At 65.0% G+C, this 17,254-nt stretch carries 13 protein-coding genes; 7 read left to right on the plus strand and 6 right to left on the minus strand.

The features are described from left to right. Positions 1-109: 109 nt before the first annotated feature. Positions 110-9,205 (plus strand): golvesin C-terminal-like domain-containing protein, encoded by a 9,096-nt coding sequence (locus ACWD5D_RS42895; protein WP_451378195.1) that lies wholly within the window; start codon positions 110-112, stop codon positions 9,203-9,205. 74 nt (positions 9,206-9,279) lie between these two features. Further along, a complete protein-coding gene (locus ACWD5D_RS42900) occupies positions 9,280-9,792 on the plus strand; it encodes a DUF4265 domain-containing protein (protein ID WP_451378196.1) in 513 nt (170 codons plus the stop codon). A gap of 46 nt (positions 9,793-9,838) precedes the next feature. On the opposite strand, the gene ACWD5D_RS42905 is transcribed toward ACWD5D_RS42900, so the two are convergent. The 3 genes from ACWD5D_RS42905 to ACWD5D_RS42915 form a co-directional block, all read right to left on the minus strand. Next, positions 9,839-9,967, minus strand: a complete 129-nt coding sequence (locus tag ACWD5D_RS42905) for a hypothetical protein (RefSeq protein ID WP_451378197.1) — start codon at positions 9,965-9,967, stop codon at positions 9,839-9,841. Positions 9,968-10,054: 87 nt separating this feature from the next. After that, positions 10,055-10,246 carry a hypothetical protein gene (locus tag ACWD5D_RS42910; protein WP_451378198.1) on the minus strand — a complete coding sequence of 64 codons (192 nt, stop codon included), beginning with the start codon at positions 10,244-10,246 and terminating at the stop codon, positions 10,055-10,057. Between the two features lie 16 nt (positions 10,247-10,262). Next, entirely contained in the window at positions 10,263-11,090 is an 828-nt protein-coding gene (locus ACWD5D_RS42915; protein WP_451378199.1) for an HARBI1 family protein, read from the minus strand. Between the two features lie 411 nt (positions 11,091-11,501). Here ACWD5D_RS42915 and ACWD5D_RS42920 point away from each other — a divergent pair, with 411 nt between their 5' ends. After that, positions 11,502-12,182 carry a hypothetical protein gene (locus tag ACWD5D_RS42920; protein ID WP_451378200.1) on the plus strand — a complete coding sequence of 227 codons (681 nt, stop codon included), beginning with the start codon at positions 11,502-11,504 and terminating at the stop codon, positions 12,180-12,182. Between the two features lie 338 nt (positions 12,183-12,520). Here the strand turns inward: ACWD5D_RS42920 and ACWD5D_RS42925 are convergent, their stop codons facing one another. The 3 genes from ACWD5D_RS42925 to ACWD5D_RS42935 form a co-directional block, all read right to left on the minus strand. Beyond that, the gene (locus tag ACWD5D_RS42925; RefSeq protein WP_451378201.1) at positions 12,521-12,871 is read right to left on the minus strand and encodes a hypothetical protein; all 351 of its coding nucleotides are present in this window, start codon (positions 12,869-12,871) and stop codon (positions 12,521-12,523) included. Continuing rightward, positions 12,868-13,176 (minus strand): hypothetical protein, encoded by a 309-nt coding sequence (locus tag ACWD5D_RS42930; RefSeq protein ID WP_451378202.1) that lies wholly within the window; start codon positions 13,174-13,176, stop codon positions 12,868-12,870. The genes ACWD5D_RS42925 and ACWD5D_RS42930 overlap by 4 nt, the downstream gene beginning before the upstream one ends. A 139-nt stretch (positions 13,177-13,315) precedes the next feature. After that, the gene (locus ACWD5D_RS42935) at positions 13,316-14,599 is read right to left on the minus strand and encodes a helix-turn-helix domain-containing protein (protein WP_451378203.1); all 1,284 of its coding nucleotides are present in this window, start codon (positions 14,597-14,599) and stop codon (positions 13,316-13,318) included. Between the two features lie 325 nt (positions 14,600-14,924). Between ACWD5D_RS42935 and ACWD5D_RS42940 the strand changes: the two genes are divergently transcribed. The 4 genes from ACWD5D_RS42940 (at position 14,925) to ACWD5D_RS42955 (ending at position 17,249) form a co-directional block, all read left to right on the plus strand. Beyond that, positions 14,925-15,476, plus strand: coding sequence for a hypothetical protein (locus ACWD5D_RS42940; RefSeq protein ID WP_451378208.1), 552 nt, complete (start codon positions 14,925-14,927; stop codon positions 15,474-15,476). Positions 15,477-15,492: 16 nt separating this feature from the next. After that, a complete protein-coding gene (locus ACWD5D_RS42945) occupies positions 15,493-15,861 on the plus strand; it encodes a hypothetical protein (protein ID WP_451378204.1) in 369 nt (122 codons plus the stop codon). A gap of 246 nt (positions 15,862-16,107) precedes the next feature. Then, positions 16,108-16,389 (plus strand): hypothetical protein, encoded by a 282-nt coding sequence (locus ACWD5D_RS42950; protein WP_451378205.1) that lies wholly within the window; start codon positions 16,108-16,110, stop codon positions 16,387-16,389. Between the two features lie 68 nt (positions 16,390-16,457). Further along, a complete protein-coding gene (locus ACWD5D_RS42955; protein WP_451378206.1) occupies positions 16,458-17,249 on the plus strand; it encodes a hypothetical protein in 792 nt (263 codons plus the stop codon). Positions 17,250-17,254 lie beyond the last annotated feature (5 nt).

A 17,254-nucleotide genomic window follows, 5' to 3' on the forward strand; every position in this document is an offset into this window, starting at 1 on the left:
TTTTGCGGTCGATGTTTATGACGATGGACGAGAGGAAAGGGTTGCGGTGAAACCCAGATTGGGCAGGCTTATCGCATGCCTTGTGGTGTCCGCGGTGGTTGGTACCGCGTTGCCACAGGTCGCGTATGCGGCGTCCGAATCAGACGACGGTGGCGGAAAGGGGATTGTCGACACCGTCAAGGGCTGGTTCGGCGGCGACGACGACGATGACGGTCCCGAGCTCGCCGAGCCGCCGTCCCATGACGAGTTGGGGATGGCCGACCGGCAGAAGCTGCCGAAGGGCAAGAACGCCCCGAAGGCCCAGCGGGTCAAGGAGCTGACGGGTCGGCGGACGTCGAGTGCGCGGTTTTGGCAGCTGTCGGACGGCCGGGTGCAGGCGGAGTTGTCGGCGGTGCCGACGTCGTACCGCTCGGGCTCGGGCGAGAAGGCGGCGTGGAAGGCGATCGACACCGCCGTCCACCCGACGGACGCCAAGGGCTTCGACTTCGCCAACACAACTAATGAGGGCCGGAGTTGGTTCGGTTCGGACGCGGACCATCTGGTGCGTTTCCGCTCGCCGGACGGCCGTTCGGTCACCCTCGGCCTGGATGGCGAGCATGGCGCGCTGAAGCCGTCGGTGAAGGGTTCGACGGTCACGTACAAGGACGCGGTGGGCGGCGCGGACCTGGAGTACGGGGTCGGTCCGGGGCGGGTGAAGGAGAACATCACCCTCGCCGAACGGCCCACCGGCCCGCTGAAGTTCACGTTCACGCTGGACACGCAGGGGCTGACGCCGAAGGCGCGCAAAGACGGCTCGATCGCCCTGTTCGGGGAGTTGCCGCACACGCCGGTGATGGTGATCCCCGCGCCGTTCATGACGGACGCGAAGAAGGCGGACAGGTCCGTCTTCGGCAAGACCTACAGCACCAGGGTGACGCAGAAGCTCACGAAGGACGGCGAGTCCTGGAAGCTGACCGTGACACCGGACGCGAAGTGGCTGGCGTCGAAGGACCGGCAGTATCCGGTGGTGATCGACCCGACGATCACGATCGCGCCGTCGCCGTCGGACTCGCAGGACACGATGGTCCTGTCGGACCAGGCGTCGACGAACTTCAACACCACCTGGAAGCTGTCGGCGGGCAAGACCGACACGGGCACCGCCCGTTCGCTGATCAAGTTCCCGCTGAGCGAGATCCCGTCGGGCACGACCATCGACTCGGCCCGGTTGGAGATGTACTTCGACCAGGCGCACACCACCAACGCCAATGACGTGACGATCGGTGCGTACCGGGCGACCGGGGCGTGGAACGAGTCGACGGCGACGTGGTCCAACACCAGTTCCCTGGTGGGTGAGCTGTCGGGTACCAGCGTTCAGGTGGACGACGGGGATCCGGGGACGACGGCGGCGGTCGGCACGTGGAAGCCGGGGTCGACGTCCTACGGCATCGACGGCGACTACCTGTACAACAAGGACGCCATCCTCGGGGACTCCTACACCTGGCAGCCGAACCTGCCGGAGACGGCCTCCTACCGGGTGGAGGCGCATTATGTGCAGTCCGCCGACCGGTCCACGGCCGCCCCGTACACGGTGACCAGCAGTGACCCCACCGCGACGTACACGGTCAACCAGGCGGCCGGTACGAACGGGGTGTGGGCCTCCCTCAACGGCGGCTCGCAGATCAACTTCGCGAAGGGAACGGCCGGCAAGGTCGTCCTGAAGGACACCAGCAGCACGACTGCGGTGATCGCGGACGCGGTGCGCTGGGTGAACCCGGCGTCGATCGTGAAGAACACCGGCGAGTACAACCAGTGGCACAAGTTCCCGGTGACCGACACCGTGCAGCAGTGGCTGGACGGCAGCTCGGTCAACAACGGGTTCGTGCTGAAGGCCACGGACGAGTCGTCGACCGCCAAGACCGGCGGCCCGCGCTACGAGTCCGGTGACGGCGACTACGGCGGCGAGACGGCGACGATCCCGCGGCTGACCGTCACCTACGGCAAGGTCGGCACCACGCTGAACTCCCCGACGGTCGTCCACGGCACCGGCCCGGAGCTGTCCTGGAAGGCGTACTCGAACACCACCGGCGACCCGAACCTGAACATCGTCGAGTACCAGCTGCACCGCTCCACGCAGCAGGCGTTCACACCGTCCGCGGCCACCCTCGTCGCCCCGGTCGACAAGTCGGCGACGGCATACACGGACACGACCGCGACTCCGACTGCGGACTCCTCCTCGGTGGAGATCGGCCGGTCGTACTACTACCAGCTCGCGGTGAAGACGAAGGACGGCCAGCTCCTCGGCTCGCCGACCCGCATCGTGGGTGTGCCGAAGGCGGGCCGCACGATGCGGCTGATCCAGGGCACGTCCGGGGTCACGGACACCACGTTGTCGTCGGCGCAGCCGACCACGAACGAGGACACCATCCAGTCCTTCGGCGTTGGCCAGAAGTGGCTGGAGGTCGGCAACAACTCCACCACCTACGGCAAGGCCCGTGCGGTGACGAAGTTCACCACCAGCGCCATTCCGACCACGGCCACGGTGCTGGAGTCCCGCCTGTTCATGTGGGGCGCGGAGACCACCACCGACACCAACGGTGCGATCTACGAACTCCACGGCCTGAACAAGGACTTCAACGAGACCCAGGCCACCTGGAGCAGCGCCGCGACCGGCACCGCGTGGACGACGGCGGGCGGCGACTACTCCGGCACGGTCTCCGACACGGTCGCCCAGGTCTCGGAGGTGGGCCGCCACTGGTGGGACGCCACGTCACTGACCCAGGGCTGGATCAAGACGCCGACCTCCAACCACGGCGCCCTGGTCAAGCTGAAGGACGAGTCGACCACGGGCCCGCAGGAGCGCACCCTGTTCCTGGCCTCGGAAGCCGCCGACCCCCAGCTCGGCCCGCTGCTGCGCGTGATCTACGTCGACTCCACCACGGACGACACGTACTACGCGCCGCAGACCCAGGCCCGTATGACCCCGAACTCCACCTACACGGTGGACTTCACGGTCACCAACACCACGAGCGCCGCCTGGGCGACCGGTGAGCGGGTCCTGTCGTACACGTGGAAGCTGCCCGACGGCACGGACGTGACGACCGGCGGCAACCAGCTCTCCACCGCCATCCCGGCACTGTCACCCGGCCAGTCAAAAACCATCAAGGCGCAGGTCAAGACGCCGATCAACTCGGACTCGGGCAGCAAGCGCACCGAATACGTGCTGGGCTGGGACGTCAAGAAGGTCTCCGACGGCACTTGGCTGTCCGCCGGAACCGGCGGCATCCCCACGTTGAAGCAGAACGTGGCGGTCGAGGACCCGACGTCCAACTCGCTCGGCCTGGAGAAGTTCTACTCCTACACGGGCAAGAACACCGGCGCCGGCGCGTCGCTCATGAACAACACCGCCTCGGGCAACAGCGTCTGGTCGTACAACGCCATCAACAACCCCGGACGCGGAGTCAACACCTTCTTCCGCGTCGCCTACAACTCCCTGGACACCTCGGACACCGTGCTCGGGCACGGCTGGTCGGGCCAGGCCGCGGGGCCGCTGCGGCTCGGCGCGCCCCTGGACTTCCACCCGAACCCGAACCCGACCGAGGTCAGGCTCCCGGACGGCGACGGCACCACGCACGTCTTCCGGTGGGACGCGACGAACAGCGTGTGGAAGGCCCCGGCGGGTGTCCACTTCAAGCTGTCGTTCAAGACCGGCACCCAGTGCACCCCGGACAAGGACAACACCCCGGACGCCTGGACGCTGCTGCGGCCTGACGGCACGCGCTTTCTCTTCGGCTGCGACGGCTATCTGACGTCGGTCGTCGACAACGACGGCAACACGCAGACGTACACGTACGAGGAGCGCAAGTCCAACAACAAGCCGACCAAGTTCCTCGTCTACATCACGGACCCGGCGGGTCGGCAGTCGCTGACGGTCGACTACTTCAAGAAGGGCGACGCGTCGTACGACTACATCGACGACACGGGCGCCAAGGTCGCCGGCACCAACCTGACCAACTCCAAGATCTACGACCACATCAAGTCCGTCACGGACATCAGCGGCCGGAAGATCAACTTCTACTACACCACCAAGGGCCTCCTGGGCCGCATCACCGACGGTGAGCTGTCCAGCCAGCCCAAGGTCTTCAAGTTCACCTACGACGCCACTCAGGGCAACAAGAACGTCAAGCTGGTCACGGCCACCGACCCGCGCGGCAACGCGACCCGGCTGGCGTACAACGAGCCGAAGGCGGGCGACGACCCGAAGTACCACTGGTGGACCAAGACGCTCACCGACCGTCTGAACGGCACCACCGACTTCCTGTACACGCCGGACACGGCCAACCCGAGCTTCACCGACACGAAGGTCACCGACGCCGAGTCGCACGCGACGAACTACGTCACGGACGACTTCGCCCGGCCGGTCCAGATCACCGACGCCAAGTCCCGGACCAACAAGCTCGGTTGGGACGCGGACAACAACGTCACGTACATGGAGGAGGCCAACGGGGCCAAGGCCACGTACTGCTACGACCAGAAGACCGGCTACCCGCTGCGCCAGTGGGACCCGGAGACCACGAAGTCGTGGACGTCGTTCAACCAGACCGACTACTGCGACCCGGCCAAGTACCCCACCGGTGCCACGGCGTTCGAGTACCAGACACGGGCCGACGGCTACTCCGCGAACCTGTTCCGCAAGACGTCGCCGCTCGGCAACATCTGGCAGTTCGGGTACGACAGCTTCGGCAACCTGACGTCGACCACCGACCCGGAGGGCGTGGCGACCGCCACGGCCGGTGACTACACGTCGACGACCACGTACGACGCGTACGGCCAGCCGATCAAGGACACGGACGCCAACGGCCACTCGACCCAGTACTTCACCTACGGGCCGACCGGCTACCCCGAGAAGATCACCGACGCCAAGAACAACGACACCACCTTCGTCTACGACGAGCGCGGCAACACCAAGGAGGTCACCAACGCCAAGGGCGCCAAGGTCACGCAGGACTACGACTACTTCGGTCGCCCGCTGACGAAGAAGGAGCCGAAGGACCAGGCGGGTGGCGTCTTCATCACCACTCCGGCCCCGGTCTACGACGTCAACAACAACATCGAGAAGGCGTACGCCCCGAACGGCGCCGTGACCACCACCGTGTACGACGCGGCGGACCAGGTCACCGACCAGATCGACCCGGTCGACGTCGTCGGCGACCCGGAGCGGCGCACGACCACGACGTACGACAAGGTCGGCAACGTCAGGACGGTCACCGAGCCCAAGGGCAACCTGACCACGACGGCCGGTGACTACACGACGACGTACAACTACGACGAGATCTACCAGCCGTTGTCATCGGTCGATGCCAAGGGCAACACGTCCTCGGCCGAGTACGACAACGTGGGCAACGTCGTCACGGTCATCGACCCGAAGAAGAACGCGACGGCCGACACGACGGACTTCACCACGAAGTTCGCGTACGACCTGGACCACCGCACCATCAGGACCACCGACGCGACGGGCAAGTTCACCACCGTCCACTACGACCTCGACGGCCGCACCGACCAGGCGACGGACGCCGAGAACAACACCACCGAGTCCACCTTCGACCGGCGCGGCCTGACCACCCAGGTCAAGGTCCCGTACACGAAGGACGCCTCGAACAACATCGTCTACCGCACGACCAAGTACGAGTACGACCAGGTCGGCAACCAGACGAAGGAGATCAGCCCGCGCGGCGTCGAGACGACGACCGACGCGACCGACTTCACCGCGGAGACGGTCTACGACGAGCTGAACCGGGTCAAGGAGCAGCGCAGCCCGTTCAGCGCGGCCGACACCCGCTACTCCACGCCCGACATCACGTACTACACGTACGACTCGGTCGGACAGCTGAAGGACGTCTCGGCCCCGCCGTCGCAGGGCCAGACGGTCCGCAACATCACGTCGTACGACTACTACGACAACGGCTGGACGAAGTCCGCGAAGGACCCCTTCGAGATCACCACCGCGTACGACTACAACGACCTGGGCCAGCAGACGAAGAACACGCTGACCTCGGCCGGCGGCTCCTCGCAGCGCACCATGACCTGGGACTTCTACCCCTCGGGCAACCAGAAGGCGCGCTCCGACGACGGCATCCCGGTCGGCAAGCAGGTCGTGGTCGTCGACTCGACGGACGTCAACAACACCGCCACGCAGGGCAACTGGGACGCGTCCCAGGCCATGGGCCAGTGGGGCTACGACGTCCGGACCAACGCGGCGGGCACGGGTGCGGACACGTTCACCTGGCAGCTCAACATCCCGCAGGACGGCACGTACGAGGTCTTCACCCGCTACGGGAACGTGACGGGTGCGGCCACCAACGCGCCGTTCACCATCACCCACTCCACGGGCTCGGTCACCAAGAGCGTGAACGAGTCGACGGGTTCGGGTGACTGGGTGTCGCTGGGCTCGTACACCTTCACCGAGTCGGGCACGCAGAAGATCACGCTGTCCGACAACGCCAACGGCACCGTCGTCGCGGACGGCATCAAGCTGGTCCGCTCCAACACCGGGGACACCGACAACGAGAAGAAGGACTTCACCTACACCTACGACGCCGACGGTCTGCTGAAGGAGGTCAAGGACCTCTCTCCCGGCGCCAAGGCCGACGCCTACGCCACGTCCTACGACGAGCTGGACCAGCTCACGAAGGTCGAGGAGAAGCTCGGCGCGACGGTCAAGAACACGACGTCGCTCACCTACGACGCCAACGGCAACATCGACTCGACCACGCACGACGTGACTTGGTCGAAGTTCGACTACGACGTCCGCGACCTGATCAGCAAGGTCACCAACGCGGACACGCCGACCGCCGGCAACCAGCAGATATCCACCTTCACCTACACCGACCGCGGTCAGCCGCTGAAGCAGGTCAAGCCGAACGGCAACACCGTCGACTTCACCTACTACCTCAACGGTGCCGCCAAGTCGCAGGCCGAGAAGACCTCCGCGGGCACGGACGTGGCTCGCCACGACCTGGAGTACGACCCGAACGGGAACCGCTCCAAGGACATCGCCAAGGTGATGAACGCCGACAACTCGGCGGCGTACGTCAACACCACCTCCGTCTTCGACTACGACCCGCAGGACCGCATCAAGAAGGTCACGAAGACCGGGGACGCGGCGGGTACCGAGGACTACGTCTACGACGGCAACTCCAACATCGTCGAGCAGACGATGGGCGGGGTCACGTCGACGTCCGTCTACGACCGCAACCGGCTGCTGAAGACGACGACGGCGGGTGTTGCGGCGACGTACAACTACGACCCGCTGGGCCGCCTGGACACCGTCTCGTCCAACGGCTCCACACAGGAGAAGTACACGTACGACGGCTTCGACCGCATCGCCAAGCACACCGCAGGTACGGGTGCGTCGGCGAAGTCGACGACGTACGTGTACGACGCCTTCGACCGCACGGCCTCGGAGACCACGTCCGGGACGAATGGGAAGACGACGCTCTTCACGTACCTGGGCATGGAGGACAAGGTGCTGCGGGAGGAGGTCGCCGGGAAGGCGACCAAGTCCTACCAGTACGCGCCGTGGGGCCAGAAGCTGACCCAGATCAAGCACAACACCGACAGCACGAAGGAGTACTCGCACTACACGTACCACCCCAAGGGTGACGTGGAGGCGATCACCAAGGACACCGGCACGACGCGTGCGACCTACGGCTACACGGCCTACGGCTCGGACGACGAGAAGCAGTTCACGGGTACGGACAAGCCGGACGCACAGAACCCGGACAAGGACCCGTACAACGAGTACCGCTACAACGCCCAGCGCTACGACGACGGTTCCGGCACCTACGACATGGGCTTCCGCAACTACAGCCCGGGCCTGAACCGCTTCCTCACCCGCGACAGCTTCGGCGGCGCGCTCGACGACATGGCCCTGGCCACGGACCCGTACACGGGCAACCGGTACGCGTTCGCGGGCGGCAACCCCATCTCCTTCGTGGAGCTGGACGGCCACCTGTTCGGCATGTCGGTGTCGGACTGGGGCCACGCCGCCCTGGACGTCGCGGGCATGGTCCCGGTCATCGGCGAAGCAGCCGACGTCGCCAACGGCATCTGGTACGCGGCGGAGGGCAACTACACCGACGCCGCCCTGTCCATGGCGTCCGCGATCCCGGGCGCCGGCAACGCCGTGACGGCCGCGAAGTGGGCGAAGAAGGGCGCCAAGGCCGTCGACGCGGTCAAGAGCGGCCGAAAGGCAGCGAAGGCAGGCAAGAAGGCCAAGGCCGCAGTCCAGAAGGCCAAGAACGTCGGCCAGAAGGCCAAGGCGAAGGCCAAGGAGGTCGGCCAGAAGGTTAAGGACAAGGTCAAGCGGACGAGCTGCAAGAAGAACAGCTTTGTCCCCGGCACCAAGGTCCTGATGGCCGACGGCACCACGAAGGCCATCGAGGACGTCAAGCAGGGCGAGTACGTCCTGGCCTCCGACCCGGAGACCGGCAACCTCCAGGCCCGCCAGGTCACCGACACCATCACCGGTGACGGCCTCAAGCACCTGATCACCCTCACCGTCGACCCCGACGGCAAGAACGGCAAGGCCAAGCCCAGCAAGATCACGGCCACGGCCAACCACCCGTTCTGGCTACCGGACTACGGTACGTGGGCCGAGGCCGGTGACCTCGAACCGGGCATGTGGCTGCAGACCGCAGCCGGCACCTGGGTCCAGATCACCGCGATCGACGACACCCACCGCACCCAGAAGGTCCACAACCTCACCGTCGACGGACAGCACACGTACTACGTGCTGGCCGGGGACTCGCCAGTCCTTGTTCACAACGCGAAGCGAGAGCCGATCGCGTGTGACGTCACGACAAGGCGGGAAATATACGACATTCCGCCGGGGTCCAGTGGCGGAACGGGCGCCTACAAGAGCATTACTCCTGAGATTCTCGGTGATCACAACATCGGCGTGAACGCAAGTCCCGGGTCGGTGGCGCCTCTCTGCGGGTATTGCAGGACCAATCCTGCGACATCGGTCGACCACGTGGAACCCCGAATCAATGGCGGTGACCTGGAGCCTGACAATCTCCTCCCGGCCTGCACTCACTGTAATTCATCGAAGCAGAGCAGGCTGGTTCCTAAGACGCCGCCCGCCGGCTACTCGGGCAACTGGCCTCCCGACCACTGGCCGGGATGGATGCGACTGGCGTGGCATGTCCAGTACGGGGGGAGGGTTTAGTGGAGTAGAGGCCTAGCGGTATAGTGGGGCAGTCGGTAAATTGCTGACTGCCCCACTGATCTTTGGAGCTTTTCATGCAAGAAGAGCAGGTGAAGTACATCCTTCATGAAGACCCCGTGGGGATGGGGGCGCATAATTTCATTGCTAACGCGAATCTTGCGCGATATGGATTTCCGGGTCTCATGGAGCAGGTTTGGCTCAAACCGCTGGAGGATGGCCAATATGAGGTGCGTTGTATACCGTTTCGGGTATACGGTCTTGCCCTCTTCGATCGTGTCGTCCTGGATGCAGAGAATCGTTTGAAAGAAGTCGCGTCGCGCTCTGGGCATCGATGCCGACGGGTTCTGTTTCCCGAGTGGGATACGGCTCAAGAAGGTGCGGAGATGGTCTCTTCCATCTCAGCTGCAATCTCGAGCCGCGGCCTACTGTATGAATGGAGTGGCAATCGGCATTTGGCGATTGACGTCCCCCCAGGAAATAGCCAGGTGGACGAAATCGAGCGTGTGATTCGTCTGGGAGTGCAGGCCCGTGTTGCCGAGACTTACTGGGAGTGGGGGGATTCTGTCGACTTCCAGGGCGTCCAATGATGAGTCAGGACCGTTGTAAAGTTTCATAATCTTGGATTGTTGCTGATCAGGTGAGGTCCAAGAGGTCGAGCGCGCGGCGGAAGGGTTCGTGGGACATCTCGCGGAGGCCGACCGCGATGTTCGCGTGGCCCGCCGCACGGAGCCGGTTGATCGCGAAGCTGCGAAGGGTGGCCACGCTTTCCGGTCCGTGGCCAGTACGGACTTTCGAGGCGTCCTCGGCAGAGGTGGTGTCACGGACGAAGTGGAGCCAGTTCTCGATGGTCTACTTCGAGCGCACGATCTTTGCGAGACACTCAGGGGATGCCTGGCGGCTGGTGAGGTCGGTCAGCACGAAAACCATCTCGCGGGTGGGTCTGCAGGTCTTCTGTGAATTTCGGTGCCAGACGATCTGCGCAGCTTGCGGGAAGTCGATGCCGAGGGCGGTGACAGTGAGCCTTTCCCAGTGATGGATCATGACGTTGTGTGATCGTTCAGATGGTGCGGTCGCGCTCGATCTGGAGCAGGACGAGGGCCGCGGCGGCGATCTTCGTGATGCGGCTGGGGTCGAGGCTGACCCTGCGCAGGGCCTTGAAGGTGGTCCTGAGCAGGGAGTTGGCGCGTTCGCAGACGCCGTGGATGCCGCGGATGACCTTGTTGTAGGTCTGCTGGGCCTCAGTCAATTCGCCTCCGGCGGGCTTCTTGTGCGGGTGGCGGAAGCCGTCGCCGGCGTTCTCGTAGCCAAGGTCTACCAGGGCCGGCATGCCCAGTTCGGCGGCGATCCGGTTGAGGGCGTCGATCAGGCCGTGGTGGCGGGCGCAGGTGGTGTCGTGCTCCCTGCCCGGGCGGACCGGTGAGACCCAGATCGGCCAGCCGTCCGGGGTGGAGATGACCTGCACGTTCCCGCCGTGGTGCTTGTGTTTTCCGGACCACCAGAGGTCTGCGCCGTTGGGGCCGGGGGCGGCGACGCGGTCGGTGCGGATGACGGTGCCGTCGAGGTTCACATGCGTCAGCCCCGCCGCCTTCACACGCTCCAACGCGGTCGCCAGGTCCGGTGCCCCGGCAGCCAGAACGGTCAGCCCCTCGTGGAGGTAGCGGTAGGCGGTGGAGGCCGACAGGCCGTTGTCACAGGCGAGTTGGGAAAGGCGGGTGCCGTCGATGAACCAGCGCAGGACGAGCACCGCCTGCCGGAAACAGCCCAGCGCACGCCTGCCCTTGCGGGTTCCGGCCACGATGCGGTGATCGCGCAGCAACTGGGCCAGGTGCTCGGCGGTGGACCGCTTCACATCGAGCACCGCGGTGTATGTGACACTGGTCGACACGTGAGGCCCCTCGGTCAGAACAATCCGTCGCAAGATCGTTCTTACCAGGGGCCTTACGCCTGCCCGGACTTCGGGACCGCACGGACCGCAGCGCAAGCATCGCGATCACAGCGAGCGACGGGCGCTTACTGGGAAAGGCTCAGTGACATCGAGAAGGCTGCGGCGAACAATCCCGCCGTTCTCGCAGACCCGAACATCCGGCACATGGGTACATCCGCTCCGGGGCATTCGGTTCCTGACTTCACCATCCAGGATGGTACGGACGTCGTGAATATCGACGTTACGGGTGGCAGTGCCACGTCAATCGCGAACCATCTCGGGCGTGACTACATCGACAGCCGCGGTCAGATTCTGGACTAACCGACGGTCTCGGACAGCTACGTCGATGACATCTTCGGCTGAGGTGGCAGCATGTCGTTCATGAAACAGGTGAATGCCGCCATTTTCCGATCTCAGAGGATCATCGGGGGGCCCAGGGTTCTGGGGAACGTCAGTCTCTCCCGTTGCACTGGTGTGGGGGCGACCATCGCCCAGTTCGACGACCCCGGGTTCGGGCTCGTTGTCCAAGGCGTCGAGGCTCGGCGGTGCAAGTTGGACAACTGCGGTGCCCATGGTGTTCTCTTCCGGGATGTTCTGGTCGATGACCTCTCGGTTGCGGGAGGTCTGCTCTTGGAGGCGTGCGTCTTCGATCGCGTCACGCTACGGGGGAACATTGGGAGACTGGTGACAACTCCTCCCAGCGATGCTCTGCCGGGAGAGGTGCGGGAGAGCTTCGTGGAGGCCATGAATGTCGCTTATCAGGAGGTGGAATGGGCGCTTGACATCAGAGAGGCGAAGTTCAGTGACGCGGACTTCTACTTCCTCCCGGGTGATCGGATTCGCCGGGACGAAGAGACGCAGTTCCTGCTGCGGCGGGAGAGCTTCTCAGGGGTGGACCTCTCAGAATTGCCGGTGTACGCGGGTATCGCCGCCGGTCGATTCGAGGTGAGCCCCTGGGACTCGATCGTCGCCGTAGCCCCGCGACGTTCGAAGACCTTCGATCAGGTGCTGTCGGAACTCAATGATCTCCGCGGAATGGGACTGGCAGAGTAGTGGCCTGATCTAGCGCATTCGGAAAATGTACTGCGGCCGCGCCGAGGCCATCGGTGCGGTCGCAGCCATTGTGCGGCCCCGCACGAGCAATTGCTTGGTGCTGGAAGTCCCCCTCCGGCGATGTCAATGAGGTCTTCTCAGCAACGTGACGGTTGCGGTGCATGAGTGCGTGCCCTCAATCGGCTTGCCGTCGCCCTGGGCGTCCCCACCCTGATCAACCTCGGCTACGAGAACATCGGCGACGGGTTCCGCCACCGGGTCAAGAAGCCCAAGGGCGGCGAACTCGCCGAGCCAGGCCCGACGTTCAACGCAGTGGTCCGCCGGTGGCGCACGAGAGGTTACGGGCTGTCGCCCCCGTCTTCCTCGTTCTCCGGGCTGTCCGCGGTGTCGAGATCGTCGTCGGCGGGTGTGGGCAGGCGTGCGCCGCAGCTCACCGCGATGCGGTGCACATTGCCGAGTGCTTCGGTCAACTGGACTGCCAGCAGATGCAGTTCCCCCGAAGTCCATTGCCGCTTGTCCAGGACATGCAGTGACTCGTGGAACAGCTCCCTGGCCAGGCCGAGTTGCGTTGCCTCCATGTTGTCGGCGAGCCGGGACAGGTATCCGGTCTCGTCGCCTGCGAGGTAGCAGGGCTTGCCCTCGGGCCCGGCCCACGGCAGCAGGCGTAGCTGTCCGGTCCTGTTTGTCATGCCGTGACCTCCGCTTCGTGGATCAGTCGAGGAGTGATGCCGATGCCGCGCGCTGCCAGCCGGAGTGTGCGACGCCGAGCCTGCCGCTTCTGCGCCTCCTGCTGTTCGTGCGCAACCAGGTACGAACTGACCAGGCCGGCCTCCTCACCGTGTCGAACTCGGGCAGCCGGTACGTGGGGCGGACACGCGGTCGATGCCTCTACAGCAAGCCTGACAGACGGGGGACCAGGTCTGCGATGGCGGCCCAGCGCGGGCCACAGCAGCCGCAGCAGCGGCTCGAAGATGCGGGCGGTGCGGTACGGCACGTCGACGCTCCTTGTCAGCGTTGGCCACGCCCCCGGACCGTTCGCTCGGTTGCAGGGGGCTCTGACGGGGCATCAGCCTGCCGATCGGCGATGTACGGAAGTTGCACCAGGTGGTGCAACTGCCCTTGCCTGGCATTTGCTATATCCCGACCCACTCCGCGTACTGCGCCAGCGAGCCGTTGCGTGCCCGCTCCTGCCGCTTCAGGGCCAGGATCGTCTCTCGCACAGTGGGGTGGTAGCGCGTCTGCTGCGGGGCGATGCGCCGGGCCTGGTGCAAGCAGTCCAGCGCCTGCTCCGGGTGGCCTGCCCAGGCGTGGGCCCGGCCGAGGTCCATCCAGTGATGCCCGGCGCGGGAGCGAGTCCAGCCGCGCGGAATGCGTACGTCCGCGGCGAGTTCGATCGCCAGCCCGAAGTCGTCGGCCTCCGAGGCGATGGCCACGGCATGCACACCGACATTCACAGGTCCCCAGGTGACACCGAAGTCGGGTAACTCGCCCGTGGCCTGGGCAAGGGCATGAGCCTCGGACAGGCGGGCATCGGCGTGGTCCCGGTCCTTCATCCGGCCCGCGATGGTCGCGGCTCGCAGATGCAGCATCCCCCGCATCGCCTCAAGGCCCGCCGGGCGACGTGACTCCTGGCCATCGAGATCCCGAAGAGCACGGTCGACCACCCGCAGCCCCACGTCGTACCGACCCGACGACATCGTGGTCTGCGCACGCAGGAAGGCGTGCATGGCATCCAGCCCTGGCTCATCAGCGCGCGGGGCGGTCCACGCCAACCGGTCCAGCGCGACGGTCGCGAGATCGAGGAATCCGAGCTTCCACGCCACGGTGAACACACACCGGAACGTCTCCGCCAGACACTCGTAGGCCAGCCGCTGCTCCTCCCCGGTACTGGAGTGCACCGCCTGAACCGACTCGTCGATCAGCACCGGCAGATCGCGCACCATGTCCGTGTACTGCGCCTGACGGCGCTGCTCCAGAGCCCGCTGGACATCCGTCCAGATCAACGTGGCCGGACGCGGAGCCGTCTCCCAGCCCAGAGAAATGTCCCAGTTCTCCAGCCCTTCGCGGATTGGCTGGATCAGTGCGTCCATCCGGTCCCGGCGCAGTTCCTCGGTGTACGGCTGTCCCAGCAGCTCGGACGTGGAAACGCCCAACGCGCGGGCACAGGCAGCGACAAGAGCCGGAGAGGCGGGCTTCTGCCCGCACTCGACCTTCGACAACAGCGACTTCGACACGTGTGCACGCATCGCCAGACCCTGCTGCGTCAGGCCGCGCTGCCTTCGGATACGGGCGATCCGAGCGCCGGTGTGCTCATCGATGCTCTGCGACACGGCGAACTCCGTTCTGCGGCAACACTCAGACGGTACCCCCACCACACCACCTAGGATCGCCGAAGAGTGATCATCCCGGACAGCCACGGGCGAGACCCGGGGATGCGGCGGGCACGGAGGACTACGTCTACGACGGCAACTCCAACATCGTGGAGCAGACGATGGGCGGGGTCACGTCGACGTCGACGTATGACCGCAACCGTCTGCTGAAGACGACGACGGCGGGTGTTGCGGCGACGTACAACTACGACCCGCTGGGCCGCCCGGACACCGTCTCGTCCAACGGCTCCACACAGGAGAAGCACACCTACGACGGCTTCGACCGCATCGCCAAGCACACCGCAGGTACGGGTGCGTCGGCGAAGTCGACGAGCTGCAGACCGCAGCAGGCACCTGGGTCCAGATCACCGCGATCGACGTCACCCACCGCACCCAGCGGGTCCACAACCTCACTGTTGAAGGCCAGCACACGTACTTCGTGCGTGCGGGTGGATCCGGTGTTCTGGTTCACAATGCCACCAACTGTGAAGTTCAGGCTGAACTGGCGCAGATGCGCAAGGATATGAACATGAAGTCCGTTGCGCAGGAGGATGCGGATCGGCTGGTGAACTCGAAGGCCAAGGCGAACACCCTTGGGCGCATGGACTTCGATGGTGGCCGAGCGTCCGTCTATGGACAGAATGGGCATTTCGATCGCCCAGTCCCGTTCCCGGGCAAGGGTAACCGTATGACTGCAACGTCATATGAGGACCATGCGGAGGGTGACATGGTGACCCAGGCCTTGGCTCTTGGTCACCAGGGTGGAAACGCTAAGATGTACACCGACCGTGACACCTGCAGGTTCTGCAGGAACTCCATCGCAGGGTACGCCGAGCAGTTGGATCTCGACTCTCTCGAGGTCTTCGGCCCCAACGGGTTGGTAGGTACGTACACCCGGGCGGCGGGTCGGTTCCTGTTGTCATGAGCGGAGGTGCGATTCAATGACCGTGCTATTCGAGGCATGGAGTCCGGCCTACGAGCGCAGGACGATCAGCCTCGAAGAGGCAGTGGAGGCCTATCGGAATCTCCCTGTGGAGGTGTCTGCCTCGTTCTCATGGAATGACTGCGAGGAAGAGTGCCTCATCGTCGGAGTCGAGCCTGAATTCTCCACGGTGACCATGGGGCGTGACCGTTCATTCTGGAATCTCAAGGTTTCCGAGGATGAGGAGAAGGTCGAGATCCGCTTGGGTGCGGACGACTTCATGTGGCCGCGGGGAGGCATCCTTCCGAGGGACATGGGGTTGGAGCTACTGATGAAGGTCAACGAGTTCGACTCGTTGTTCCTGGAATACTCGTGGGCTGAGGGGTAACCAAAGGTCCTACGGTAGTCGATGAGCCGGTTGCCGCAGATGCGGCAACCGACTTTTCGATGCACACACCATGCGAACTGAACCTTGCCCTTGATACGACCCGGTCGACCAGATGGCCAAGGAGGTCAAGACCGGCACGGGTGCTGGCACCAAGAGCTACGTTCACGACAACAATGCCAACGTCATCAGCCAGACGGTCAAGGTGTCCCGAGCACCTACAAGTACGACCGGGACTGGCGGCTGAGCATGACGACGAACGGCGTCACAGCCAACATCAACTACGACCCCTTCGGCCGTGAGGAGTCGATCTGCAGCGGCGGCAAGATCACCCAGCGTGACGTGTACGACGGCTTCGACAACGTCGTGGAGTCCCAGGAGATGGACACCACAGGCGCGATGAAGACCACCACGTACACCTTCGACCCGCTGGGCCGCACCGCCGCGAAGACGGCGGCTAGCAAAACGACGGGCTACAAGTACCTGGGCTGTCGAGCGAGGTCCTGGACGAGAAAGTCGCCGGCACGCTGACCGAGTCGACCGTCAGCTGCGTTGAACTCGACGGGCACATGCTAGACGGGGGCGGCGGTGGCGACTCCGTGCCGAGCGGCGACGGGAAGCCGCCGAAGGACGACACGTACGACAACTGGTTCTGGGGCCAGCTCCGGGACTTCAGCTGGGACAACGGCGCGAAGGGCACCGCAGACTCCTGGCTGCGGGGCAGCCCGGGCCTGAACCGCTTCCTCACACGGGACATGTTCGGCGGCGCGCTCGACGACATGGACCTGACCACCGACCCGTACACGGGCAACCGGTACGCCTTTCACAGGCGGCAACCCATCTCCTTCGTGGAGCTGGACGGCCACCTGTTCGGCATGTCGGTGTCGGACTGGGGCCACGCGGCCCTGGACGTGGCGGGCATGGTCCCGGTCATCGGCGAAGCGGCCGATGTGGCCAACGGCATCTGGTACGCGGCGGAGGGCAACTACACCGACGCCGCACTGTCCATGGCCTCCGCGATCCCGGGCGCCGGCAACGCGGTCACCGCGGCCAAGTGGGTGAAGAAGGGCGCCAAGGCCGTCGACGCGGTCAAGAGCGGCCGAAAGGCGCCCAAGGCAGGCAAGACGGCCAAGGCCGAGAAGGCGGCGTCGAAGACGAAGAAGGCCAAGCCGAAGCACGCCCAGCCGAAGGGCAAGGGGAAGGGAGCCAAGAAGACCTGCGAGAAGGGGGCGAAGAAGAACAGCTTCGTTCCCGGCACCAAGGTGCTGATGGCCGACGGGTCTATGAAGAACATCGAGGACCTGAAGGACTCCGTTGGGAAATCCGCAAAACGGTTGCGTGCCTGTGGTTTCAGGCGGCGAGTTCGAGGCGGGCCAGGTGGGAGGTTCTGATCTTG

It is taken from the genome of Streptomyces sp. NPDC002520, from assembly GCF_053595235.1.